The 23,116-nt window shown below is 68.0% G+C and carries 22 protein-coding genes; 8 read left to right on the top strand and 14 right to left on the bottom strand.

Annotation, left to right across the window (positions count from 1 at the left end):
* Window position 1: 1 nt before the first annotated feature.
* The 10 genes from IFJ75_RS08960 to IFJ75_RS08915 form a co-directional block, all read right to left on the bottom strand.
* A complete protein-coding gene (locus tag IFJ75_RS08960; protein WP_207932227.1) occupies window positions 2-598 on the bottom strand; it encodes a CvpA family protein in 597 nt (198 codons plus the stop codon).
* 32 nt (window positions 599-630) lie between these two features.
* Window positions 631-1,995: a DNA repair protein RadA gene (radA, locus tag IFJ75_RS08955; protein ID WP_207932226.1), complete on the bottom strand. Its 1,365-nt coding sequence runs from the start codon at window positions 1,993-1,995 to the stop codon at window positions 631-633.
* An 83-nt stretch (window positions 1,996-2,078) separates the two neighbouring features.
* Complete coding sequence (gene alr, locus IFJ75_RS08950; protein WP_207932225.1) at window positions 2,079-3,122, bottom strand: alanine racemase; 1,044 nt, start codon at window positions 3,120-3,122, stop codon at window positions 2,079-2,081.
* Between the two features lie 31 nt (window positions 3,123-3,153).
* Complete coding sequence (locus IFJ75_RS08945; RefSeq protein ID WP_207932224.1) at window positions 3,154-4,635, bottom strand: replicative DNA helicase; 1,482 nt, start codon at window positions 4,633-4,635, stop codon at window positions 3,154-3,156.
* A gap of 165 nt (window positions 4,636-4,800) precedes the next feature.
* Entirely contained in the window at window positions 4,801-5,169 is a 369-nt protein-coding gene (locus IFJ75_RS08940; protein ID WP_207932223.1) for a hypothetical protein, read from the bottom strand.
* A 130-nt stretch (window positions 5,170-5,299) separates the two neighbouring features.
* Entirely contained in the window at window positions 5,300-7,789 is a 2,490-nt protein-coding gene (locus tag IFJ75_RS08935; RefSeq protein WP_207932222.1) for a TonB-dependent receptor plug domain-containing protein, read from the bottom strand.
* Window positions 7,790-8,193: 404 nt separating this feature from the next.
* Window positions 8,194-8,778, bottom strand: coding sequence for a 50S ribosomal protein L9 (rplI, locus tag IFJ75_RS08930; RefSeq protein WP_207932221.1), 585 nt, complete (start codon window positions 8,776-8,778; stop codon window positions 8,194-8,196).
* Window position 8,779: 1 nt separating this feature from the next.
* Complete coding sequence (gene rpsR / locus IFJ75_RS08925) at window positions 8,780-9,064, bottom strand: 30S ribosomal protein S18 (RefSeq protein ID WP_207932220.1); 285 nt, start codon at window positions 9,062-9,064, stop codon at window positions 8,780-8,782.
* 12 nt (window positions 9,065-9,076) lie between these two features.
* Window positions 9,077-9,457, bottom strand: coding sequence for a 30S ribosomal protein S6 (rpsF, locus tag IFJ75_RS08920; protein WP_207932219.1), 381 nt, complete (start codon window positions 9,455-9,457; stop codon window positions 9,077-9,079).
* A 197-nt stretch (window positions 9,458-9,654) separates the two neighbouring features.
* A complete protein-coding gene (locus tag IFJ75_RS08915; protein WP_207932218.1) occupies window positions 9,655-11,781 on the bottom strand; it encodes a TonB-dependent receptor plug domain-containing protein in 2,127 nt (708 codons plus the stop codon).
* A gap of 175 nt (window positions 11,782-11,956) precedes the next feature.
* Here IFJ75_RS08915 and fabD point away from each other — a divergent pair, with 175 nt between their 5' ends.
* From fabD to IFJ75_RS08875, 8 genes are all read left to right on the top strand, one after another.
* Entirely contained in the window at window positions 11,957-12,913 is a 957-nt protein-coding gene (gene fabD, locus IFJ75_RS08910) for an ACP S-malonyltransferase (RefSeq protein ID WP_207932217.1), read from the top strand.
* Entirely contained in the window at window positions 12,913-13,653 is a 741-nt protein-coding gene (fabG, locus tag IFJ75_RS08905) for a 3-oxoacyl-[acyl-carrier-protein] reductase (RefSeq protein ID WP_207932216.1), read from the top strand. The genes fabD and fabG overlap by 1 nt, the downstream gene beginning before the upstream one ends.
* Window positions 13,654-13,821: 168 nt before the next feature.
* Window positions 13,822-14,061, top strand: coding sequence for an acyl carrier protein (locus IFJ75_RS08900; protein ID WP_131249014.1), 240 nt, complete (start codon window positions 13,822-13,824; stop codon window positions 14,059-14,061).
* 187 nt (window positions 14,062-14,248) lie between these two features.
* Complete coding sequence (fabF, locus tag IFJ75_RS08895) at window positions 14,249-15,529, top strand: beta-ketoacyl-ACP synthase II (protein ID WP_207932215.1); 1,281 nt, start codon at window positions 14,249-14,251, stop codon at window positions 15,527-15,529.
* A 23-nt stretch (window positions 15,530-15,552) separates the two neighbouring features.
* The gene (gene mltG / locus IFJ75_RS08890; protein ID WP_404822097.1) at window positions 15,553-16,746 is read left to right on the top strand and encodes an endolytic transglycosylase MltG; all 1,194 of its coding nucleotides are present in this window, start codon (window positions 15,553-15,555) and stop codon (window positions 16,744-16,746) included.
* A 26-nt stretch (window positions 16,747-16,772) separates the two neighbouring features.
* Complete coding sequence (locus IFJ75_RS08885; RefSeq protein WP_207932214.1) at window positions 16,773-17,639, top strand: YicC/YloC family endoribonuclease; 867 nt, start codon at window positions 16,773-16,775, stop codon at window positions 17,637-17,639.
* The gene (gene gmk, locus IFJ75_RS08880; protein ID WP_207932213.1) at window positions 17,629-18,270 is read left to right on the top strand and encodes a guanylate kinase; all 642 of its coding nucleotides are present in this window, start codon (window positions 17,629-17,631) and stop codon (window positions 18,268-18,270) included. The genes IFJ75_RS08885 and gmk overlap by 11 nt, the downstream gene beginning before the upstream one ends.
* 82 nt (window positions 18,271-18,352) lie before the next feature.
* Entirely contained in the window at window positions 18,353-18,544 is a 192-nt protein-coding gene (locus IFJ75_RS08875; protein ID WP_207932212.1) for a hypothetical protein, read from the top strand.
* A gap of 48 nt (window positions 18,545-18,592) precedes the next feature.
* On the opposite strand, the gene IFJ75_RS08870 is transcribed toward IFJ75_RS08875, so the two are convergent.
* The 4 genes from IFJ75_RS08870 to IFJ75_RS08855 all read right to left on the bottom strand — a co-directional run bounded on the left by IFJ75_RS08870 (window position 18,593) and on the right by IFJ75_RS08855 (window position 23,051).
* A complete protein-coding gene (locus IFJ75_RS08870) occupies window positions 18,593-19,735 on the bottom strand; it encodes a pyridoxal phosphate-dependent aminotransferase (RefSeq protein ID WP_207932211.1) in 1,143 nt (380 codons plus the stop codon).
* Between the two features lie 89 nt (window positions 19,736-19,824).
* Window positions 19,825-20,640, bottom strand: coding sequence for a 16S rRNA (adenine(1518)-N(6)/adenine(1519)-N(6))-dimethyltransferase RsmA (gene rsmA / locus IFJ75_RS08865; RefSeq protein WP_207932210.1), 816 nt, complete (start codon window positions 20,638-20,640; stop codon window positions 19,825-19,827).
* A gap of 31 nt (window positions 20,641-20,671) precedes the next feature.
* A complete protein-coding gene (gene pdxA / locus IFJ75_RS08860; protein WP_207932209.1) occupies window positions 20,672-21,673 on the bottom strand; it encodes a 4-hydroxythreonine-4-phosphate dehydrogenase PdxA in 1,002 nt (333 codons plus the stop codon).
* Between the two features lie 4 nt (window positions 21,674-21,677).
* Window positions 21,678-23,051, bottom strand: coding sequence for a peptidylprolyl isomerase (locus tag IFJ75_RS08855; protein WP_225897061.1), 1,374 nt, complete (start codon window positions 23,049-23,051; stop codon window positions 21,678-21,680).
* Window positions 23,052-23,116: the final 65 nt, after the last annotated feature.

Below are 23,116 nucleotides of genomic sequence, written 5' to 3'. Positions count from 1 at the left end.
TTCAGGGGGCGGCGGCGTCGGGCGAAGTATTGCCTGTTTGGGGCTTACGCAAGGCGCCATCGTCGGAAAATCCTCTGCGGACAGAGGAATCGACGACCGGCGAAAGCGCGTCCGCCCCCCGGCCGATGCCGGGCAGGATGAACTGGATGGCGCGGGCGGCGGCGGCGCTGACCGGGCGCAACGCGGCCTCCTTCAGCCACTGGGGCGTCCTGTCGCCCGGCATGGCGGCGACGATGACCAGATGGATGGCCCCCAGCAGCACCAGCGACCGGCCGGCGCCGACGAAGACGCCGAGGATACGATCCACGCCGCCGAGCGTCGGATGGGCCTGAGCCCGCTTCGACAGCATCGAGCCGAAGATGCGGATGCCGAAATAGATGATCAGGAAGGCGGCGACGGCGGCGAAGATGGTCCCGGCCCAGTCCGGATTGATCAGGGCCCGCCCGATCCGCGAGGTCAGGGGCAGGCTGACCAGGGCCAGGAAGGCCGCCAGCACGAAGCTGAGCAGAGTGATCAGCTCGCGCGTGGCCCCGCGCACCCAACCGGCGGCGGCCGAGGCGAGGATGACCAGGATGGCGAAGGCGTCAAAGCCGGTCACGTAAGCGGGCGATCCTCAACAGGCACGCTGACCTAATAGCGGTTTTCCGAGATTCGTTCGACCGCTTCCGTCAATCGGCTGACGCCTGTGACCAGAACGCCATCCCCCTTGACCGTCAGGGGGTGGGACAGGACGTGATCGAAGCCCAGTTTCTGAGCTTCGCGCAGCCGGGCTTCCGCGCGGCCGACGGCGCGGATCTCGCCCGACAGGCTGATCTCGCCGAAGACGACGCAGCCCTGGGGCAGGGGCACGCCGGTCGCGGAGCTGATCAGGGCCGCCGCCGCCGCCAGATCGGCCGCGGGCTCGTTGATCCTCAACCCCCCGGCGACGTTCAGATAGACGTCCTGATTGCCGAAGCCGATTCCGCAGCGGGCCTCCAGCACGGCCAGAACCATGGCCAGACGTCCCGTCTCCCAGCCGATCACCGCGCGGCGCGGCGTGCCGTAGGCCGAGGGGGCGACCAGGGCCTGGATCTCGACCAGCACCGGCCGTGAGCCCTCGATCCCGGCGAAGACGGCGGCGCCAGGGGCCCGCTCCTTGCCCTCGCCGAGGAACAGGGCCGAGGGATTGGACACCTCGCGCAGGCCGGTGTCGCCCATCTCGAAGACGCCGATCTCGTCGGTGGCGCCGAAGCGGTTCTTGCCGGCGCGCAGGATGCGGAACGGATAGCCGCGCTCGCCCTCGAAGCTCAGGACGGCGTCGACCATATGTTCGACCACGCGCGGACCGGCCACCTGACCGTCCTTGGTGACGTGGCCCACGAGGACAACGGCGGGACCGCCCGCCTTGGCCATGCGCACCAGCTCCCCGGCGCAGGCCCGGACCTGGGTCACCGAGCCCGGCCCGGCCTCATGGGCGTCGGACCAAAGTGTCTGGACGGAATCGACGATGACGATGTCGAACTTCTCGCGCTTCAGGGTGCCGAGGATGTCGCGGAGCGCTGTCGCCGAGGCCAGGGCCACCGGCGCCTTCTCCAGTCCCATCCGCTTGGCGCGCGAGCGGATCTGCTCAATCGCCTCCTCGCCCGAGATATAGGCCACTTTCACGCCCGCGAGGGCCGCGCGGCCCGCGACGTCCAGCAGCAGGGTCGACTTGCCGACGCCCGGGTCGCCGGACAGCAGCAGGGCGGAGCCCGGCACCACCCCGCCGCCGCAGACGCGGTCGAATTCGGTCACCCCAGTGATGATGCGCGCCGGCTCCGGCGTCTCCGACATCAGGGATTCGAACTGCAGGCCGCGTGTTTTCGAAGCGCTGACGGGCTTCAGCGCGCCGGGAGGGGCCGCACGGCTCTCCTCGACGATGACGTTCCACTGATTGCAGGCGTTGCACTGCCCCGCCCATTTGCCGTGCACCGCCCCGCAGGATTGACACACATAGATCGCACCGTCTCTCGCCATACGACCGGCTTACAGGAGTCGGTCGAGATCGGGCAGGGGGCTGTAGGTGGGGTGCGTCCGGAACTGACGCCCTTCTTGGCCGACTAGCCGATATAGGCGCGCGGCACACGGGGCATGACCGAGGTCAGCATCTCATAGCTGATCGTCCCCGCCGCCTTCGCCGCATCGTCCACGAGGCGGTTCGCGCCGAACAGTTCGATGGAATCGCCGACGGCGACGTCGAGCCCGGTGATGTCGACCGCGATGACATCCATCGACACCCGGCCGAGGATACGGCGCGTCTCGCCATGAACCCAGACCTGGCCGGAGCCGCTGGTGCCGGTCGCGCGGATCAGGCCGTCAGCATAGCCGGTGGCGCAGGTGGCGACCCGCACGGGCGTCTCGGCGATGAAACCGCGCGAATAGCCGACGCTTTCACCTGCGGGCACGTCGCGGGTCTGGAGCACTTCGGCGGTCAGGGTGGCGACCGCGGCGATGCGCGGGTCGGCCTTCGCCTCGGGGCCGCCGCCATAGAGGCCGATGCCCGGCCGCACGACGTCGAACCGGAATTCCGGCCCCAGGAAGCAGCCGCTGGAGTTGGCGAAGGACCGTGTGACGCCGGGATATTTCAGAGTGGCGGCGGCGAAGGCGTCGCGCTGGCGGGTATTCATCGGCTCGGACGGCTCGTCGGCGCAGGCCAGATGGGTCATGACAAGCTCCAGCCCCTCGAATGGCTCGGGCGCGTCCTCGGGGCGGAAGCCGAGCCGGTTCATGCCGGTGTCGATCTGCAGGCCGCAAGGGCCGCCGCCGACCGCCGTCCAGGCCGCCTGCTGCTGTCCATGATTGATCACGGGTCGGATCCCCGCCGCCTTCAGCGTCGCCGCCTGATCGCCGTGACAGCCGTCCAGAACATAGATGACCGCCTCAGGACCCAGAGCCTCGCGCAGGGCGATCCCCTCGGTTCCGCGCGCCACGAAGAAGGTTCGCGCCCCCTCGGCCATCAGCCGCGTCGCCACGGCCGCGGCGCCCAGCCCATAGCCGTCCGCCTTGACCACCGGCTGAACCGGCAGGCCGCTGACCCGGCCGAGGGTCTGGTAGTTCCGCGCGAGGGCGTTGAGGTCGACGGTCAGGCGGGCAGGGGCGTGCATGGGCGCCTTATGCCGTAAGTCGCGGCCGTCATCACTCCGGAATGTCGCCGAAGCTTGAGCCATAGCCCTTAGCCAGGTTGCCGAAGCGGGTGGTGTCAGCGTCGAAGCTCAGTTTCACGATGCCGATGGGGCCGTGGCGCTGCTTGCCGATGACGACTTCGGCCTGGTGCTGCAGGACATCCATGTCCTCCTGCCACTTGAGGTGCTCCTCGGTGCCCTCACGCGGCTCGGTCCGGCCCAGATAATAGCTCTCACGGTACACGAACATCACGCAGTCGGCGTCCTGCTCGATCGAGCCCGATTCCCGCAGGTCGGACAACTGGGGCCGCTTGTCCTCGCGCTGCTCGACCTGACGCGACAGCTGCGACAGGGCGATGATCGGGACGTTCAGCTCCTTGGCCAGGGCCTTCAGGCCGCCAGTGATCTCGGAGACTTCCTGCACCCGGTTCTTGTTGCCGTTGCCCTCGCCGACGGTGATCAGCTGAAGATAGTCGACGATGATCAGGTCGAGGCCCTGTTCCATCCGCTTCAGGCGGCGGGCGCGGGCGGCCAGTTTGGAAATGGCCAGACCGCCGGTGGCGTCGATGTAGAGGGGGCTTTCGCCGATCTCGATGGCCGCGTCGCGGATGCGGCCGAAGTCCGAAGCGTCGATCTCGCCCTTGCGGAGCTTGTCGGACGACACGCCTGAGGCGTCGGCCAGGATCCGCATGGCCAGCTGTTCGGCGCTCATTTCCAGCGAATAGAAGGCGACGACGCCGCCGGACACGGTCTTGCGGCCGTCGGGGGTCGGCTCCCAACGGTAGTTTCGGGCCACGTTGAAGGCGATGTTGGTCGCCAGCGCCGTCTTGCCCATCGACGGACGGCCCGCGAGGATCAGAAGGTCGGACGGGTGCATGCCGCCCAGCTTGGAATCGAGGTCGTCCAGATGGGTGGCCAGACCCGCCAGCTTGCCTTCGCGCTGATAGGCTTCGCCCGCCATCTGAACGGCGCCGGCCAAGGCGTGGGAAAAGCTGACGAAACCGGACGAGGGTGCCCCGCTCTCGGCCAGGGAGTAGAGGGTCAGTTCGGCCTGTTCGATCTTGTCGATGGCCGCGGTCTCCGGATCCGGCGCGTCCTTGATCATATCGCCGCCGATGCGGATCAGGTCGCGGCGCAGGGCCAGATCGTAGACGACGCGCGCATAGTCCGGCGCATTGGCCCCCGGAGGCGCCCGGTCCATCAGGTCGGCCAGATAGCGCAGCCCGCCGAACTCGGCGAAGGCCGGGTCCTGTTTGAACCGCTCCATCAGGATGGTCGGCTCGGCCAGCATCCCCTGGCGGATGTGGTCCTCGATGGCGTCATAGAGCCGCTGATGGAAGGGCTCGTAGAAATGCGTGCCCCGCAGCCGGTCGGACAGCCGCTCGAAGATGGCGTTGTCGAACATCAGCGCGCCGAGCAGCGCCTGCTCGACCTCGAGGTTGTGCGGCAGGGACGGGACGGCGACCGTATCGGGGAAGGGGGTGTAAGCGTTCATTGTGTTAACGCCTTACCCGTCGCACGCCCCTGCGACATGCTCGGTCGCCCCCGCATCCGTGGACAACCCAAGCCCTTCTGGGGACAGGGTGAAAATATCCAATCCTGTCAGGGAACGGAGCTTTCCAAAGGAAGGATCCTTGCGGCAAGCCTTAAGGAAGAGCCCTTATGCCGGGCAGGGATAGCGGTCGGCCATCCATTCGCGCAACGCCTGGGTCACGCTGATCTGGCCGCGGCGCGCCGCCGGGATGGCGTTGAAGCGGCCCAGGATCTCATTGACGTTGAAGCTGACCTTCTCGGGCATGCAGGTCGCGGGGCGACGTCCGGCGGCGCGATCGGCGGTCTGTTCGGCGCGTACGGTCTGCATGCCGCCCTTGAATTCGTTCATCAGCCGGCGGGTGTCGGAGCGCAGCAGGGCGGTGGGGTTCTGGGGGATGCGGCTGGCGGTCGTCAGGAACTCCTGCACCGTCATGGCGCTGGCGGCCGTGGCGATCAGGCTGACGGCGACAGCGAGGATGGCGACGCGCTTGAACATGATCTTTCCCCTTGTTCCTAAGGCCAAGCTTGGCGGGGCTCCGGTGGCGAAACAATGACCTGCGCAAGGCCAAAACGGAAGCGGCGCGGGGATCGCTCCCCGCGCCGCCCTCGTCCGTGCCGCGAGCGGCCTAGAAGCTGTAGCTCAGCCGGCCGTAGAAGAAGCGCCCGTTGAAGCCGTAGGGCGAGTACTGCGGGAAGCCCACCGACCCGGTCGTGCCGTTGATCGCGGCCGGGGTGAAGATCGGATATTCGTCGGTCAGGTTGTTGACCCCCACCGCGGCGGCGACGCCCCACGGCAGCTGATAGCGGCCTTCCAGATCCAGCAGGGTCGCGTAGCCGGTCGAATAGTCGAGGCTGGACGCGTTGTTGGCGATCAGGACGCTGTCGTAATAGGTCGCCTTGGCCGTGACGCCGAAGCCGCCGTAGGTCCAGTCGACGCTGCCGAGGATCTTTTGTTCCGGCGTGCCCTCCTCGAAGGCCAGGACGTTGGCGCGGTCGAACAGGAAGCCCGGGGTGGTGGTGATCGTGGCCCCGCCCGGGATGGAGATCGTCGGGTTGGACGGGGTGCGGGTGATCTCCGTGGAGTTGAAGTTCGCCGCGACCGTGAAGTCGAAGCGGCCCCAGCTGTCGGTGGGCATGCGGTAGCGGCCCACCACGTCCACGCCGCTGGTCGAGGTGTCGACGCCGTTCAGGAAGAAGCGGGCGGCGCTGATGCCGAAGGCCGAGGTCAGATAGGCATTGATCGCCGCCGCCGTCGCCGCCGACTGGCCGTCGCGCGACCCGGTCCCGCCGAGGTTCTCGGAGTAGACGATCCGGTCCTGGATATCGATGCGGTAGGCGTCGACCGTCAGCTCGAAGCCGCCCTTGCGCAGCACGAAGCCGCCCGAGAAGTTGGTCGACATTTCAGGCTCAAGCGGCTTGGCGCCCAAAGCGATGGCGGTCGGCGAGTTCACCCGGAAGGTGCCGGCCTCGATCAGCGAGGTGCCGGCCGTCGTGGTCACCAGATTGGTCGAGGTGTAGCTGAAGTACTGCTGTTGGAGCGCCGGCGCCTTGAAGCCGGTCGAGATCGCGCCGCGCAGGGCGAAGAATGGGTTGACGTCGTAACGCGCCGACAGCTTGCCCGTCAGGGTGTCGCCGAAGTCGGAGTAGTCTTCGTACCGGACCGCGCCGCCCAAGGTGAACTGTTCGGTGAACTTGCCTTCCAGGTCGGCGTAGACGGCCCAGTTGTGGCGATCCACGTCGATGGCGGTTGAGGGGCTGAAGCCGGGGAAACCTTGCGAGCCCAGGGCGGCGTTCAGCGGCCCCTTGTTGTAGGAGGCGGCCTCGCCGGGCGTCATGCCGAAGGTTTCGCGACGGTATTCCGCGCCGACGGCCAGGTTGAGCGGCTCATAGAGGCCCAGCTCGATCGGCTTGACCGCGTCTAGGCCCACGGTCAGCTGGTCGTAGTCGAGACCGCCGGCCTGGAAGAAGGTCTTGGACGCCGCGCCATAGGATGCGTTGAGGGAGTTCAGGACCGTATAGGTCAGCTCGTTGCGGCCCCAGCCCACCGACAGGTCGACGTCGAAGCCGGCCGCCTGGCCCTTGATGCCGCCATACAGGTTGTAGTCGTCGATCTCGGCGCCGATCACGGGGGTGAAGCCGTTCGGATAGATGGCGGTGACGTTGCGGGCGTCATTGTACGGACGCGCCGTGGCGGCCGATTGGGAGTAGCGGTGCTGGTAGCCGCCGAAGCTGTAGGCCTCCCAGCCCGCCGACAGGGGCGTGCCGGCGTTGTACCAGATCGAGCCGGACTTCAGCTTCGGATCGCCGAACCGGGCCAGGACCGTGGTCGACGAGCCGCCGTTGACCGCCGCCGGGGCGGCGTAGTCCGAGCGGTTTGTCGGGTCGCGCTGCTGCAGCTCGCCCGACACTGTCAGGAAGCCTTCCGAGCCGAGGGGCAGGCCGACCCAGCCGGCGACCGAGGTCGTCTCGCCGTCGTGGCGGCTGTGCGAGCCGCGGGCCGTGTCGAAGTCGGTGTCATAGACGCCGTAGTTCAGGGTCAGGCCGCCGCCGTGGTTGGCCTCGCGCAGACGCAGGTTGATCACACCGGCGATGGCTTCGGAGCCGTACTGGGCCGAGGCGCCGTCGCGCAGGACTTCGGTCGATCCCAGGGTGACGGTCGGAATGGTGTTCAGGTCGAACGCCGTCGAGCCGCGACCGATCGCGCCGTTGACGTTGAGCAGGGCCGCGATGTGCCCGCGCACGCCGTTGATCAGAACCAGGGTCTGGTCGGGAGCGAGACCGCGCAGGGTGGCCGGACGCACATGGTCCGAACCGTCCGAGATGGCCGGGCGGGGGAAGCTGATGGAGGGGGCGGCGGCGGCCAGGGAGGCGGCCAGCTCGGTGCCCGTACCCGAACGCTGCAGGGTCTCGCCCGAGATCACATCTACGGGAGCGACGGTGTCCAGGCGCGAACGGCCCGCGACCCGGGTGCCGGTGACGACCACTTCCTCGACGGTAGAGGCGTCATCCTGCGGCGCCGCCGGGGCGGTTTGCGCGGAGGCCACGAGCGGGCAGGCCAGCATCGCGCCGGCGGAGGCGAAGGCCAGAAGAAGGGTGCGGGAAGAACGAGCTTGCATGGGGTGCGCCTGGAAACCGAGGAAAGGGCCGACGTGTGAGCGCCGGGGGTGATCGCCTGATCCCTGGATCCGGCGCAGGCCGGGATGTTTCCCTTTGGTCGGTCTACGGAGGAGTGCGCGGCAAGATCATTGCCGAAATGCCCCAGACGCCGTTCTTGAGCAGCAGGCTGGTTGCGTCGGCCGGGGCGGTCAAGCACGCCTTAACCGCTTCCTTTCACGACGTTGCATATTTGACATATCGATGACGCGCGGCTGGCGGTGGACGGCCAGGCCGTGGCTGGTCGTCCGATTTATCCTTTCGGACCAAAGTTATAGGTCTCGCCGGGACGGCCGGAGGGCATCGGGCAAAGAAAAAGGGCGCGTCCCGGAGGACGCGCCCTTGATCGTTTCAACCGTCAGGTCGATCAGGCTTCGAAGCCCAGGCCGTCCTGTTGGCCGGCGCCGCCCTCGACCATGTCGCGGGCTTGTTCGGCGGCGGCTTCGCGGTCTTCGTCGTAGGCCGACTTGATCACGTCCTCACCCTTCGCCTGACGTTCGGCTTCTTCGGCCGAGCGGGCGATGTTGATCTTGACGGTGGCCGAGACCTCGGGGTGCAGGCGAACCAGCACTTCGTGGACGCCCAGCGACTTGATCGCGGTGTTGAGCACGACTTGCGAGCGCTCGACCTTGCCGCCTTCGGCCTGAACGGCTTCGGCGACGTCGCGGCCGGCGACCGATCCGTACAGCTGACCGGTTTCACCGGCCGAGCGGATCATGACGTAGAACTGACCGTCGATCTTGTCGGCGACCTTCTGGGCCGCGTCCTTATTCTTCTCGTTGCGGGCCTCGATGGCGACGCGGTCGAGTTCGAACTTCTCCAGGTTCTTCGACGTGGCGCGCAGCGCCTTGTCGCGGGGCAGGAGGAAGTTGCGGGCGAAGCCGTCCTTGACAGTGACGACGTCGCCGATGGCGCCGAGGTTATCGACGCGTTCCAGCAGAACGACTTTCATCTTACTTCACCACGTAGGGCAGGAGGGCCAGGTAGCGAGCGCGCTTGATGGCTTTGGCCAATTCGCGTTGCTTGATCTGGGACACGGCGGTGATGCGCGAAGGCACGATCTTGCCGCGTTCGGAAATGTAGCGCTGCAGGAGCTTGACGTCCTTGTAGTCGATCTTCGGCGCGCCTTCACCCGAGAACGGGCAAACCTTGCGGCGACGATAGAAAGGACGGCGGCCGGCGGCGCCGGAGCCCGCGGGCGTGCCCGGGACGTTACGGGGAGCGGTGGTATCGGTCATGTGATCTGATCCTTACGCTTCGACGGCGTCTTCACGCGCCGGACGCTCGCGGTCGCGCTCACGTTCGCGCTCGCGGCGGGCCAGCAGCGGCGACAGTTCCAGGTCGAGTTCCTCGACGCGGACGGTCAGCCAGCGCAGCACGTCTTCGTTGATGCCCAGCTGACGCTCGACTTCGGCCATGGCGGCCGGAGGCGTGTCGATGGCGAGCAGGGAATAGTGCGCCTTGCGGTTCTTCTTGACCCGGTAGGTCAGGTTGCGCAGGCCCCAGTATTCGATCTTGGCCACGGTGCCGCCGCCGGCGACGATGAGGTCCTTGATCGTGTCGTTGAGGGCTTCGGCCTGTTGCGCGCTGATATCCTGGCGCGTCATGACCGTGTGCTCGTAAAGAGCCATTCGTCAGTCTCCCTTGTGGGGCGTCGGCGCCGACGGACCGGGTAAGTCGCGCCTGCGATGGCTCCTGAAGCGGCGGCCGGGATGACTTCCCGAACCCTTTGGCGTTCCGCATCAGGACCGAAGCCCTGGAAAGCGGGCGCGTATAGGGGAAAACCGGCGATCCGGCAAGGACTGTCTGGCCGCGCCGGGAGGGGCGGTCAGAAGCTGCGGCGCAGGCTCACCGAGGCCTGGATCTGGCCCTGGCTGAAATTGACCTCGTCATAGGCGGCAGGGCTGGCGCCGCGCACGCCCTCGAACAGGCGGAACCGGCTCTCGCTGGGCTGGCTGACGTTCAGGTCTGCGCTGAGGCTGAGCGTGTCGTCGGGGCGGTAGCTAAAGCTGCCGTAGACAAAGGGATCGGACCGCCAGCTCGAGAGGGTGCGCGCGCCATAGGACCGGCCCTCGCCGCCGCTGGAGGCGCCGACGGTCCAGCTGATCCGCTGGGCGGTCAGGTTGCGGCTCAGGCTCAGGCTCCACAGGAACGGCTGTTCGCTGCTGAGACGGCGCTCCTCCAAGGTAATCGGATCGCGGGTCTGCGATCGTCGCCAGGTCGCCGAGGTGTTGAACATCCCGCCGGTCCAGCCGAACCGGTCCAGCGGCAGGCGGTTGGTCAGTTTCAGGGTGTCGCGCGTCGCGTCGGCGACGTTGCGCGTGATGGTGAAGGTGACCGGGTCGGTCTCTCCCGGCGGGATTTCGGTGACGATCACCGACCCCAGGACGTCGTCGATCCACTCGTGCGTCAGCTCGGCGGTGAAGGCGCCCTGTTTGTCGTAGACGCGTTCGTAACGGGCCTGGGCGAGCCAGGTCTGGGCCGGGCGGATATCGGGGTTGCCGCGCCCGAACACGCCGGTGCTGAACGAGGCCGAGGCCTGGAAGGAGCCGAAGGACAGCTGTTCGGCGTTGCGCTCGGCCTTGAAGTTCCACTGATGGCCCGGCTTCGGCGTCCAGCCGAGGTTCAGCCGGGGCTTGAGGAAGCTCAGGGTGGTCTCGCCTTCGCCGGCGCTGCCGGTGGCGGTGATTCGCGACGCCTCATAGCGCAGGGTGGTCTCCAGGCTGAGGTTCGGCCGGGCCGCCCAGACGCCGGTGATGAAGCTCTCGGACCTCAGTTCCTCCACCCGGGTGTCGTCGCCAGGCAGCAACAGGGGATCGCCGTTGAACCGGTAGGCGGTGTCGCTCTCGACCCAGTTGAGCGCCGCTTCGGAGCCGGTCTCGAAGCTCCAGGCGCCCAGCGGCGTGTTCAGGGACGCAAACTGGACCGAGCCGTTGAGGATGCTTTCGCCCCTGTCCTCGTCGGAGAGGCTCTGGGAGGTGAAATCGGGGGTGTCGTAGAGGCCGTCAGAGGTTGAATGGATCAACTGCTGCGAGCCGACCAGCTCAAGGGTGGCGCCGCGCGGCAGGCTGCGGGTCCAGCGCAGGGCCATCTCGCCCTTGAAGGTCTCTTCCTGGCTGACGGAGTCCTCGCGGCCGAACGGAATGACCAGAAGGTCGGTGAAGGCGTAGTCGGAGCCGTTGTAGCTGAACAGGCCGTTGGCGCGCAGACGGCCGCCGGCCAGAGGGCCTTCATAGACGCCGGTCGCCTCGGCCTGATCGAACATATAGTCGCCGGTCGACAGGGCGCGCAGCAGGACCGTTCCGTCCGGGGCGGTGCGGATGCGATAGCCGTTCTGGGCGCCCGGCCCGTGATAGAGCTGCAGCGAGCCCTCCAGCGAGCGGCCGCCGCGCTGTTGCTGGATCTGCAGATAGAGGTTGGGCTGGATGTCGCCGGTGGAGACCAGATTGGCCCCGACCGAGACGGCGCCGCTGACGCCCGCGTCGGGTTTGCGGATGACGTTGGCGACCACCGCCTTGCCCTGCATGTCGATGCCGCCCGCGCCGCCGCGGACCAGTTCGATCCTCAACACCTGCGAAGCCGGGATGCGGGCCAGAATGGAATAGAGGGTGTCGCTTCGGGTCGGCGGCCGGTCGCCGTCGATCAGCACATTGCCCTGGGTGCCCGCCATGCCCCGGGCCGAGGTCCCGCCGTCGAACTGGAAACCCGGGATGCGATAGATCATGTCCAGGGCCGTGACCGGGCGGAACTCGGAAAAGAAGTCGGCCTGATAGGGGGTGACCCTGTCGTCCGCAGCGACCTCGACCGCAGCGGAGGCTGTCTGGCTTTCATCGTCGTCGAGGGCGAAGGCCGGATCCGCACCCAGCACCGCAGCGAGCCCCAAAGCCCAGGCGCCGAGGGCCAGACCTCGGCCGCCGGAACGGTGCAGGCGCGTCTCTACGAGATTGAAAACCAAGGCCCGTTCCCCCCGAACGCCGTTTCGGTATGGTGACGCTGGAGGGGGATTGTGTCGGACCTGCGGCTTCAATCAGGTCCTTGTGCAACCGAGGCGATATCGGGCGTTCCGCTTGCCCTGACGGAATGATCGGCTTACGCCTCCGGTCCTGATTCAACGGCCCACGGACGGTTCAATGACCCTCGCCCTCCTGTTCCCCGGACAAGGCAGCCAGTCGGTCGGCATGGGCGCGGCCCTGGCCGACGCCTTCGCCAGCGCGCGCGAGGTCTTTGCCGAGATCGACGAGGCCCTGGGCCAGAACCTGTCGCAGCTGATGCGCGAGGGGCCAGAGGACCAGCTGACCCTGACCGAGAACGCCCAGCCGGCCCTGATGGCCGTGTCGGTGGCGGCGGTGCGGGCGTTGAAGGCCGAGTTCGGAGTGGACGTGACGACCGCCGGCTTCGTCGCCGGTCACTCGCTGGGCGAATACTCCGCCCTGTGCGGCGTCGGGGCGATCTCGCTGGCCGACACGGCCCGCCTGCTCAAACTGCGCGGCCAGGCCATGCAGCGCGCCGTGCCGGTGGGGCAGGGCGCCATGGCTTCCCTGATCGGCCCGAAGACGGATCTGGCCCTCGCTGAGGAAGCCGCCAAGGCGGGTTCGGAAGTCGGCGTCTGCGTCGTCGCCAACGACAACAATGCGGGCAATATCGTCATCTCGGGCGACAAGGCCGCGGTCGATCGCGCCATCGAGAAGGCCAAGGAGCTGGGCGCGCGGGCCATCCCGCTGAACGTCTCGGCGCCCTTCCACTGCCCCCTGATGCAGCCCGCCGCCGACGAGATGGCCACGGCTCTCGCCACCGCGACCATCGTCGCCCCGGCCGTGCCGGTCGTCGCCAACGTCACCGCCGGTCCGGTCACCGATCCGGAAATGATCCGCCGTCTCCTGGTAGAACAGGTCACGGGTCGCGTCCGCTGGCGCGAGAGCATGATGTGGATGGCGGGTGAGGGCGGCGTCACCCGCTTCGCCGAGATCGGCTCGGGCAAGGTCCTGACCGGCATGGCCAAGCGCATCGCGCCGGACGCCGACGCCGTCGCCCTGAACACCCCTGAAGAGCTGGAAGCGTTCGCGAAGTCGCTGCAAGGAGCCGAATAATGTTCAATCTCACCGGCAAGACCGCCCTCGTCACCGGCGCTACGGGCGGTATCGGCGGGGCCGTCGCCCGCGCCTTGCATGCCCAGGGCGCCACCGTCGTCCTGTCGGGCACGCGCGAAGCCGTGCTGGCCGATCTGGCGAAGGAACTCGGCGAGCGCGCCCACTTCGCCACCGCCAACCTGTCGGACCCCGAGTCGGTCGACAACCTGGTCGCCGCCGCCGAGGAAGCCGCGGGTTCGCCGCTGGACATCCTGGTCGCCAACGCCGGCATCACCAAGGACGGCCTGCTGATGCGGATGAAGGACGAGGACTTCCAGTCCGTCCTGACCATCAATCTGGAGAGCTATTTCCGCCTGTCGCGCGCCGCGATGAAGGGGATGATGAAGCGCCGCGCCGGACGCATCATCGGCGTGACCTCGGTCGTGGGTGTTACGGGCAATCCGGGCCAGACCAACTATGCGGCCTCCAAGGCCGGGATGATCGGCTTCTCCAAGTCGCTGGCCCAGGAAGTCGGCTCGCGCGGCATCACCGTCAACTGCATCGCGCCGGGCTTCATCGCCTCGCCGATGACCGACGTCCTCAACGATGCCCAGAAGGACGCCATCATGAAGAACATCCCGATGGGCCGGCTGGGTCTGGGCGACGAAATCGCCGCCGCCGCCGTCTATCTGGCCTCCGACGAAGCCGCCTATGTCACGGGCCAGACCCTGCATGTGAACGGCGGGATGGCGATGATCTGAGCGATCAATCCCTGTAAACCCCTCTTTCCAGCCGATATGGCTGTGCTAAAGGGCCTCGCAACCGCTTGCCGCCTGACCCGTTAGGGTCTTGCACAAGCGTCGCCGTCATGAGACGGCAGGATTTGAGACAACAGCCGCATCTTGCGGCCCCATAAGGCAGAGACACCCATGTCCGACACCCTGGAACGCGTCCGCAAGATCGTCATCGACCACCTGGACGCCGATCCGGACAAGGTCACCGAAAAGGCCAGCTTCATCGACGACCTGGGCGCCGACTCGCTCGACAACGTCGAGCTGGTCATGGCCTTCGAAGAAGAATTCGACATCGAGATCCCGGATGACGCCGCCGAGCACATCCAGACCGTCGGCGACGCCGTGAAGTTCATCTCGGAAAAGACCGCCGGCTAAGCCCGGCGTCCTGACCCCGAAAGGGGCATGGACGACAGATACGGCCGCCCGATGCTCCCGACGGAGCGCGGGCGGCCGTTTTCGTTTCCGGCTTCCGAAAAGCGCTGATCAGCGCTCGCCCTAGCGGTAAGGCCCCGCGCTCACTATGATTTACGGCTTGAGTCTCAACAGTCATGGAGCGCAGGGCATGCGCCGCGTTGTCGTCACCGGCCTTGGACTGGTCACCCCCCTGGGCTGGGGCGTCGAACATACCTGGAAGGGCATCGTCGAGGGACGCTCGGGCATCGGTCCGATCACCGCCTTCGACACTGAGGGCTATGGCTGCACCATCGCCGGTGAAGTGCCCTCCGTCGACGGTCGCGGCGGCGGCTCGCCTGACGCGCCCGGCAGCTTCGATCCCGACAAGGTCATGTCCGCCAAGGACCGCAAGCGCGTCGACGACTTCATCCTGTTCGGCATCGCCGCCGCAGACGAGGCGCTGAACGACGCGAACTGGCACCCTGAGACGGACGAGGACAAGGAAGCCACCGGGGTCATGATCGGCTCCGGCATCGGCGGCCTGGGGCCCATCGCCGACACCGCCATCGTTCTGAAGGAACAGGGCGTGCGCCGGGTCAGCCCCTTCTTCATCCCCTCGGCCCTGATCAACCTGGTCTCGGGCCAGGTCTCGATCCGCCACGGGCTGAAGGGTCCCAACCACGCTCCGGTCACCGCCTGCGCCACAGGCGCCCACGCCATCGGCGACGCGGCCCGGATGGTCATGCTGGGCGATGCCGATGTCATGCTGGCGGGCGGGGCCGAGAGCTCCATCGTCCCGATCGGCATCGCCGGCTTCCTGGCCTGCAAGGCCCTGTGCACCGCCTATAACGACACGCCCGAGGCCGCCTCGCGTCCGTATGACCGCGGCCACGCCGGCTTCATCATGGGCGAGGGCGCCGGTGTCGTGGTGCTGGAAGAGTACGAGCACGCCAAGGCGCGCGGCGCCAAGATCTATGGCGAAGTCATCGGATACGGCATGTCGGGCGACGCCTATCACATCACCGCCCCGTCCGAGGACGGCGACGGCGCCGTGCGGGCCATGAAGGCCGCGATCAAGCGCGCCGGGATCGACGTCTCCGAAATCGACTACATCAACGCCCACGGCACCTCGACCATGGCCGACTGGATCGAGCTGCGCGCGGTCGAGAAGGTCGTCGGCGACCATGCCAAGGATCTGGCCGTGTCCTCGACCAAGTCGATGACCGGTCACCTGCTGGGCGCCGCCGGGGCCATCGAGGCGATCTTCTGCCTGCTGGCCATGCGCGATCAGATCGCGCCGCCGACCATTAACCTCGATGATCCGGAACACGAAACCGCCATCGATCTCGTGCCACACAAGGGCAAACCCATGAAGATCGATGTGACCATGTCCAACAGCTTCGGCTTCGGCGGCACCAACGCCTCGGTCATCTTCAAGAAGGTGGCCTAGTGCTCAAGGGTTCGGGGGGACCCATCAAGGGGCCGGTGAAGGGACCGAAGCCAGCCCTGCGCGGCAAACGTTCGGGCACGGTCGCGGCCCTGCTGGCGGCGTCGGCGACGTTCAGCCTGTTTCTGATCGCGGGCCTGGTCTGGGCCTGGAGCGTCTATTACGCGCCCGGGCCGTCCGCGCGGACGGGAGAGGCGACCGTCGTCTCCCTGCCCAGCGGATCGGGAGTCTCGGCCATCGCGGCCCAGCTGAAGAGCGCGGGCGTCATCCGCTCGACCGACATGTTCAAGGCCGCCGCCACCCTGACCGGCGCCGACCGCAAGCTGCGGGCCGGCGAGTATCAGGTGCCGACGAAGGCTTCGCTGCGATCGGTGCTCAGGCTGCTGACCGACGGCCGCGTCGTGCGCCACTACGTCACCATCCCCGAGGGCTGGTCGTCGCTGCAGGCCGTGGACATCCTGAACAAGGAAGACGTCCTGACCGGCACGGTCGAGACCCCGCCCGCGGAAGGCTCCCTCTGGCCCGACACCTATGAGGTCTCGCGCGGCGAGACCCGCGCCTCGGTGATCGCCCGCATGCAGCGCGCGATGACCGACAACCTGGCGCGGCTGTGGGCCACGCGCAGCCCGGCGACGGTGGTGCGCACGCCCGAGGAGGCGGTCATCCTGGCCTCCGTCGTCGAGAAGGAGACCGGTCTGGCGGCCGAGCGCCCCCGCGTGGCGGCCGTCTTCTCCAACCGGCTGCGCATGGGCGTGCGGCTCGAGAGCGACCCGACCATCGTCTATGGCATCACCCACGGCCGTCCGCTGGGGCGCGGCATCCGCCAGTCCGAGCTTCAGGCCGACACGGGTTACAACACCTATCTGATTGACGGCCTGCCGCCGACGCCCATAGCCAACCCGGGCAAGGACGCCATCGCCGCCGTGCTCAACCCGCCGCGCTCGAACGATCTGTTCTTCGTCGCCGACGGGACCGGTGGGCACGTGTTCGCCGCGACCTATGAGCAGCATCTGGTCAATGTCGCGCGCTGGCGCGAGATCGAGCGCCGCAAGGCCGGCCTGCCGCCCGGCGCGACCCCGCCCGCCGCGCCCGGCGCCCTCGCGCCCGGAACGGCGCCCACGGACCAGCCCCTGACCGGAGAGGCCGTCATCACCATGCAGCCGCCCGGAACCCTGACCCCGTCGCGCCCCCTGCGTCCGGCCACGGCGGATCCCCGGTGACCACCCTATCCGGCCAGATATCGGGAATGACCGGCTTCGGACGCGCCGACGGGGCGCTCGACGGCTGGAGCTGGAGCGTCGAGGCCCGCTCGGTCAACGGACGCAATCTGGAGGTCCGCTTTCGCGGCCCCAACGGTTTCGACAACCTCGAACGCCTGACCAAGGCGGCGGCGCAGGAGCGGCTGAACCGGGGTCAGGTCACGGTCGGCGTCCAGGCGAAACAGGCGCAAGGGTCCGCGGCTGCGCTCGCGGTCAATGAGGCGGTGCTGAACCGCTATCTGGAGCTGGCCAACCAGCTGACGATGGAAGGGGCGACCCCGCCCTCGGCCGACGGCCTGCTGGCCCTGCGCGGCGTGCTGGATACGCCGGAAGAGGATGCCGATCCCGAAGCCCGCGCGCCGATCGAGGCCGCCATGGCCGTCGCCGTCGCTGAGGCCCTTGATGCCCTGAAGCTGTCGCGCGAACGCGAAGGCGCCCAGCTGACGCCTGTCATCAGCCAATTCATCGACGCCATCGCGGCCCTGGTTGTCCGCGCCGAGGGCGAGGCCCAGGCCCAGACCGATCACATCCGCGACCGCTTCGCCCGCCGCATGGCCGAACTGGCGCCCGAGGTCCCCGGCCTCGACGACCGCATCGTGCTGGAAGCTGCGGCCCTGGCCACCAAAGCGGACGTGCGCGAGGAGCTGGACCGGCTGACCGCTCACGTGGCCTCGGCCCGCACCCTGTTGCGGCAACCGCCCGCCGGACGAAAACTCGACTTCCTGATGCAGGAATTCATGCGCGAAGCGAACACACTGTGCTCGAAATCGGCTACGACGCCGCTCACCGCCATCGGACTCGATCTGAAGGCGGTGATTGAGCAACTCCGAGAACAAGTCCAAAATGTCGAATGACCGCACGCCGCGCCGGGGCGTCCTCCTGATCGTGGCCAGCCCCTCGGGCGCCGGCAAGACCTCCCTGTGCCGCCGTCTGATGGCCGACCACGGCAATCTGGAACTGTCGATCTCCATGACCACGCGCGGCATTCGTCCGGGCGAGGTCGCTGACCGCGACTACCACTTCGTCAGCCCGGAAGAGTTCCAGGAACTGATCGATCAGGACGCCTTCCTGGAGTGGGCTGACGTCCATGGCAGCCGCTATGGTTCGCCGCGCGCGCCCATCGATAAGGCGCTGGAAGAAGGCCGCGACGTCCTGTTCGACATCGACTGGCAGGGCGCCGCCCAGATCGCAGAGAAATGCCCCGAGGACGCCGTCCGCGTCTTCATTCTGCCGCCCAGCCTCCAGGAGCTGCGTCGCCGTCTGGTGACCCGTTCGCAGGACGCCGACGAGGTCATCGAACGCCGCATCAACAATGCCAAGGGCGAGATCGAACACAGCGATATGTTCGACTATGTGTTCGTCAACGACGACTTCGACCGCTCCTATTCGGAGCTCGCCCACATCTATCACGCCGAGCGCAGCCGCCGGTTCCGCAACGTCTGGGTCGAGGCCTATCGCGACGACCTGCTGCAGGAAGATGTCTGAAATTTAAGGTGAACGCCGGTTGGCGAGGGTGCGCAGGCGTGCATTACTGATCCCGACACGGGGGTGTTGGGAGACTTCGGATATGACGAACTTCAAACCCGCCAGACTGGCTGTCGTCGCTCTTCTCGGCGTGATGGCCCTCGGCTCGGCCGCTTGCGCCTATGACGACTACGGCGACCATCACCATCGCGGCCACGACCGCGGCGGTCATGGCCCGCGCGGCGACCACGGCCGCGATCACGACGGCCGCGGCGATCATCGCGGCGGTCACTGAGTAGCAGCATAGCGCCCGCCGTTCCTCAGGGACGGCGGGCTTTTCGTTTCAGGCTTTCAGGAAAGCCGCGCGCGCCGCGAACCAGGGCCTCAGCCGCTCCAGCGCCTGTTCGATCAGGGGAGTGGACACCGCGAAGCTGAAGCGCATGAAGCGGTGGCCGTCTACCGGATCGAAATCCACGCCGGGCGCGGTCGCCACCCCCGTGTCGCGCAGCAGCTGCTCGCAGAAGGCCACGCTGTCGTCGGTCAGATGGCCGATGTCGGCCCAGACGTAGAAGGCGCCGTCGGGCGGGGCGATGGTCTTCAGGCCCAGCGAGGGCAGGGCCGCCAGCACCAGCTCCCGGTTGCGCCGGTAGACCTCGATATGGCCTTCCAGCTCCTCGACGCAGTCCATGGCCACCAGACCCGCGTGCTGGCTCAGCGACGGCGGCGTCAGGAACAGATTGCCGATATAGGCCTTGGCCGCCGCGATATGGTCGGGCGGGACCAGCAGCCAGCCCAGCCGCCACCCGGCCATGCTCCAGTATTTGGAGAAGCTGTTGATGACGAAAGCCTCGGGCTCGAACTCCAGGATCGAGGGCGTCGGGCGGTCGTAGCTGAGGCCGTGATAAATCTCGTCCGAGACGATGGCGATGCCGCGCCGCTTACAGACGGCGGCGATGGCGGCCAGTTCCTCGGGCGCGATGATCGAGCCGGTCGGGTTGGCCGGGCTGGCGATGATCACCCCGGCGGGCGCCGGCTCCAGCGCCTCAAGCGCGGCGGCGGTCAGCTGATAGTGTTCGGCGGGACCGCAGGCGATCTCGACCGGGGTCAGGTTCAGCGCCTTGACCGTATTGCGATAGGCGACATAGCCGGGCCGGGCCATGGCGATGCGGTCGCCGGGCCGGAAGCGCGACGACAGGGCCAGCACGAGCGCGGGCGAGGCGCCGCAGGTCAGCAGCAGCCGGTCCGGATCGACCTCGACGCCGTAGCGATCCTGATAGAGCCGGGCGATGCGCGCCTTCAGCGGGGCGCTCTCCCAATAGCCCATGCCGTCGGCATCCAGCACCCGGTGCGCCTCGGCGATGGCGGCGGCGGGCGCGCCGGTCGACGGCTGGCCGAACTCCATATGGATCACATCGCGCCCCTCGGCCTTCAGGGCATGGGCGATGCGGCTGATGGTGATGGCGCGGAAGGGTTCGATCTCGGTCATGGCGCCGTTAGTGAAGAGTGAGCGGGGGGTGAGCAAGGGGTGAGTGGGATCTGTTTTTGAGGCTCACGACTGCGCTCACTTTTCACTCCTCACCGATCCAACGCCGCCGCCAGCCGCAGGAAGCCCGCCACGTCGATGGTCTCGGCGCGGGCGTCGGGATCGATGCCGGCGGCCTCGCACAGGGCGCCGCCGCCGAGCTGTTTCAGGCTGGAGCGCAGCATCTTTCGGCGCTGGCCGAAGGCGGCGGCGGTGACGGTCTCCAGCCGCTTCAGCGTCGCCCGGTCGGGCCGGTCGGCGCGTGGAATCAGATGCACCACGGCCGAGGCCACCTTGGGCGGCGGTGTGAAGGCGGCGGCAGGCAGGTGCATGACGATCCGCGCCTCGGCGACCGCCTGCGAAATGACCGCGAGGCGCCCGTAGGCGTCGTCGTCGGTATCGGCCACGATCCGCTCGGCGACCTCCTTCTGGAACATCAGGGTCAGGGCGCAGGGCGTCCAGGGCCCGGTCAGCCATTTGATCAGCAGGGCCGTGCCGACGTTGTAGGGCAGGTTCGACACCAGATGAGTCGGCCCCTCCGCCAGCTTCGCCTCATCGACCTTCAGGGCGTCGGCCTGGACGATGGTCAGGCGGCCGTCGCCGGCGTCCAGCTCCTCCAGCAGGGGGACGAAGCGCCGGTCCTTCTCGACCAGGGTCACCCGACCGGCGTCGCTCTCGAGAATGGCGCGGGTCAGGCCGCCGGGCCCGGGACCGACCTCAATCACGGCGCGGCCCTCGAACGGACCGGCCAGACGCACGATCTTTCGCGTGACGTTCAGGTCCAGCAGGAAATGCTGGCCGAAGCTCTTCTTGGCCAGCAGGCCGTGGGCTTCGAGGGATTCGCGCAGGGGCGGCAGGTCGGCGGTCATGCGCCCTTGAACACCGACAACCTGCGGAAAGCTAGCCGCCAGCGCGCGCCGCGGCCATCTCGGTCGCCAGTCTGACGGCGGCTATCAGGCTCTCTGGGCGGGCGACGCCCTTGCCGGCGATGTCGAAGCCCGTTCCATGGTCGGGCGAGGTGCGGACGATGGGTAGGCCCAGGGTGGCGTTGACCCCGCCCCAGAAGTCCAGCGTCTTCACCGGGATCAGGGCCTGATCGTGATAGAGGCAGATCGCGGCGTCATAGGTCGCGCGGGCCTCGTCGTGGAACATCGTATCGGCGGGGCGGGGTTCGGTGATCGCGATCCCCTCGGCGCGCAGGGCCTCGACAGCGGGCGCGAGGACCTCGATCTCCTGCAGCCCCAGAGCCCCGCCTTCACCGGCGTGAGGGTTGAGGGCGGCCAGGGCCAGACGCGGACGGGCGATACCGAAGTCACGCCTCATCGCCTCATGCACGACCCGGGCGGTGCGGATGACCCGCTCGCCGGTCACCAGCTGGGGCACCTGGTCCAGCGCGACGTGGATGGTCACCAGACAGGCGCGCAGGTCTTTCGCCGTCAGCATCATCACCGGCCCGCGGGTCCCGGCGAAGGGCGCGTCCGCGGTCAGTTCGGCGATGAACTCGGTGTGGCCCGGAAAGCGGAAGCCGGCGGCATAGAGGGGCGCCTTGGCGATGGGGGCGGTGACCAGCCCCGAGGCCTCTCCGGACAGGCACAGATCGACGCCGCGCTCGATCCAGTCGGCGACGACCCCGGCATTGGCCGGATCGGGCTTGCCGACGGTCACAGGCGCAGACACGGGATGGCTGAGCACCGGCAGGGCGCGGGCGAAGCGGTCGGCGGCGTCGGCGACCTGTCCGATCTCGACGATCGGCACGCCTTGCGCCTTCAGCAGTTCGGGATCGCCGATGACCGCGAAAGGCGCGCCCTCGGACGAGAGCGCGCGCCAGGCTTCAGCGATGATCTCGGGGCCGACGCCCGCCGGCTCGCCCATCGACAGGACCAGCGGCCGGGGCGCGGTCATCGGGTTACTTCAGCTCGATCAGGGCGTCGGCGCGCAGGTCGCGAATGTAGCGGCGCGCCAGCATGGCCAGGTTCTGGTTCTGCAGACGGCCTTCGACCTGTTGGAAGGTCGGGGCGTCAGGGCCGCCGACGCGACGTCCGCAGACGGCCAGCAGGTGGACGCCCAGCGGGGTGCGGACAGGCGAGCTGATCGTGCCGACTTCCGCGGCGCGGGCGACCTGCTGGAACTGCGGCGCCAGGTTGGCGATGTCGGATTCACCCAGGTCCGAGCCCAGCAGGCCCTGTTCCGAGGTGGCGCGGGCCAGGATGTTGTCGCAGGTCAGTTGCGGCTTGAGGGCGTTCAGCCGGGCCGTGGCGGCGGCGACCTCGGCCTCGGTCGCCGTTTCCGGCACCTCGACCATGATCTGCTTCATCGTCACCAGGCTGGTGGCGGCGCCCGAGCGCTTGTCGCGCATGTAGACGATGTAGACCCCGCCCTCGACCGGGATCGGGCGCGACAGCTGGCCGACCTGGAGCTGGTCCAGGGCGGTCTGCAGTGCGGGTTGGACGGTGCCCTGGACGACCCAGCCGGCGTCGCCGCCGCGTTGCGCCGACGGGGCGGCCGAGAACTGGCGGGCCACGGCCTGGAAGGGCGCGCCCTGGACCATCTGCTGGACCAATTGGTCGGCGCCGTTGATGGCGGCCTGCTGACCGCCCACGCGGGCGGCCTCGATGTAGATTTCGCCGATCAGATACTGGGGCTTGGACGCCGCCTCGGTCATCTGGCGCATGGCCTGTTCGACCGCGGCGTGGGAGACCTTGGCCCGGCTGTTGAAGCGGCCGCCGACCAGGGCGCGCCAGCCCAGTTCGGTGCGCAGCTGCTCACGCATGTTCTGCGGGCGGATGCCGCCCTGGGCCAGGAAGTTCATGTAGTTGGCGGGCGTGGTGCCGGCCTCCTGCGCCATGGAGGCGATTTCCTCGTCGACCTCCTCGTCGCTGATCACCAGATCCTTGTACTTGGCGATTTCCTGGTTCTGGAGCCGTTCTTCAATCAGGGCGTTCAGAGCCTGCTGCTGGATGGCCGGGATGTTCTCCTCGGTCGGCTGCACCTGGCTCATGGCGATGATCGTCAGCATGCGCTGACGCAGGTCGAAGCTGGTGATGACCTGGTCGTTCACCGTGGCGATGACGCCTTCGGAGATCTGGAACTGGGGCGGCGCGGCGGCCGGGCGGGCGGGCGCCTGTTCAGCGGCCGGGTTCAGCGCTCCGGCGGAGGGAGAGGCGGGCGCCTGCGCAGGTGTCTGGGCGGGCGCGGGCGCCGGGGCCGTCTGGGCCCAGGCCGGCGCAATAGCCGAGCCCGCGAGAAGCGCGGCGATCGCGACGCCCGTCGTGTTACGCATCAAAGGCATAGTCAGTCCTGAATCCTAGAGAAGCGCCGTCTCGACCCCATTGTGCGGGGAGGTCG

It is taken from the genome of Brevundimonas goettingensis, assembly GCF_017487405.1.
Lineage (GTDB): Bacteria > Pseudomonadota > Alphaproteobacteria > Caulobacterales > Caulobacteraceae > Brevundimonas > Brevundimonas goettingensis.
This window is presented reverse-complemented; position numbering and strand designations above follow the sequence as displayed.

Coding starts and splice junctions, on each gene's coding strand:
- IFJ75_RS08855 (WP_225897061.1), bottom strand. CDS start 23,051: ATGCGTAACACGACGGGCGTCGCGATCGCCGCGCTTCTCGCGGGCTCG.
- IFJ75_RS08940 (WP_207932223.1), bottom strand. CDS start 5,169: ATGTTCAAGCGCGTCGCCATCCTCGCTGTCGCCGTCAGCCTGATCGCC.
- IFJ75_RS08945 (WP_207932224.1), bottom strand. CDS start 4,635: ATGAACGCTTACACCCCCTTCCCCGATACGGTCGCCGTCCCGTCCCTG.
- IFJ75_RS08935 (WP_207932222.1), bottom strand. CDS start 7,789: ATGCAAGCTCGTTCTTCCCGCACCCTTCTTCTGGCCTTCGCCTCCGCC.
- fabF (WP_207932215.1), top strand. CDS start 14,249: ATGCGCCGCGTTGTCGTCACCGGCCTTGGACTGGTCACCCCCCTGGGC.
- rpsF (WP_207932219.1), bottom strand. CDS start 9,457: ATGGCTCTTTACGAGCACACGGTCATGACGCGCCAGGATATCAGCGCG.
- IFJ75_RS08900 (WP_131249014.1), top strand. CDS start 13,822: ATGTCCGACACCCTGGAACGCGTCCGCAAGATCGTCATCGACCACCTG.
- rplI (WP_207932221.1), bottom strand. CDS start 8,778: ATGAAAGTCGTTCTGCTGGAACGCGTCGATAACCTCGGCGCCATCGGC.
- radA (WP_207932226.1), bottom strand. CDS start 1,995: ATGGCGAGAGACGGTGCGATCTATGTGTGTCAATCCTGCGGGGCGGTG.
- rsmA (WP_207932210.1), bottom strand. CDS start 20,640: ATGACCGCCGACCTGCCGCCCCTGCGCGAATCCCTCGAAGCCCACGGC.
- alr (WP_207932225.1), bottom strand. CDS start 3,122: ATGCACGCCCCTGCCCGCCTGACCGTCGACCTCAACGCCCTCGCGCGG.
- IFJ75_RS08885 (WP_207932214.1), top strand. CDS start 16,773: ATGACCGGCTTCGGACGCGCCGACGGGGCGCTCGACGGCTGGAGCTGG.
- IFJ75_RS08875 (WP_207932212.1), top strand. CDS start 18,353: ATGACGAACTTCAAACCCGCCAGACTGGCTGTCGTCGCTCTTCTCGGC.
- fabG (WP_207932216.1), top strand. CDS start 12,913: ATGTTCAATCTCACCGGCAAGACCGCCCTCGTCACCGGCGCTACGGGC.
- fabD (WP_207932217.1), top strand. CDS start 11,957: ATGACCCTCGCCCTCCTGTTCCCCGGACAAGGCAGCCAGTCGGTCGGC.
- IFJ75_RS08870 (WP_207932211.1), bottom strand. CDS start 19,735: ATGACCGAGATCGAACCCTTCCGCGCCATCACCATCAGCCGCATCGCC.
- pdxA (WP_207932209.1), bottom strand. CDS start 21,673: ATGACCGCGCCCCGGCCGCTGGTCCTGTCGATGGGCGAGCCGGCGGGC.
- gmk (WP_207932213.1), top strand. CDS start 17,629: ATGTCGAATGACCGCACGCCGCGCCGGGGCGTCCTCCTGATCGTGGCC.
- rpsR (WP_207932220.1), bottom strand. CDS start 9,064: ATGACCGATACCACCGCTCCCCGTAACGTCCCGGGCACGCCCGCGGGC.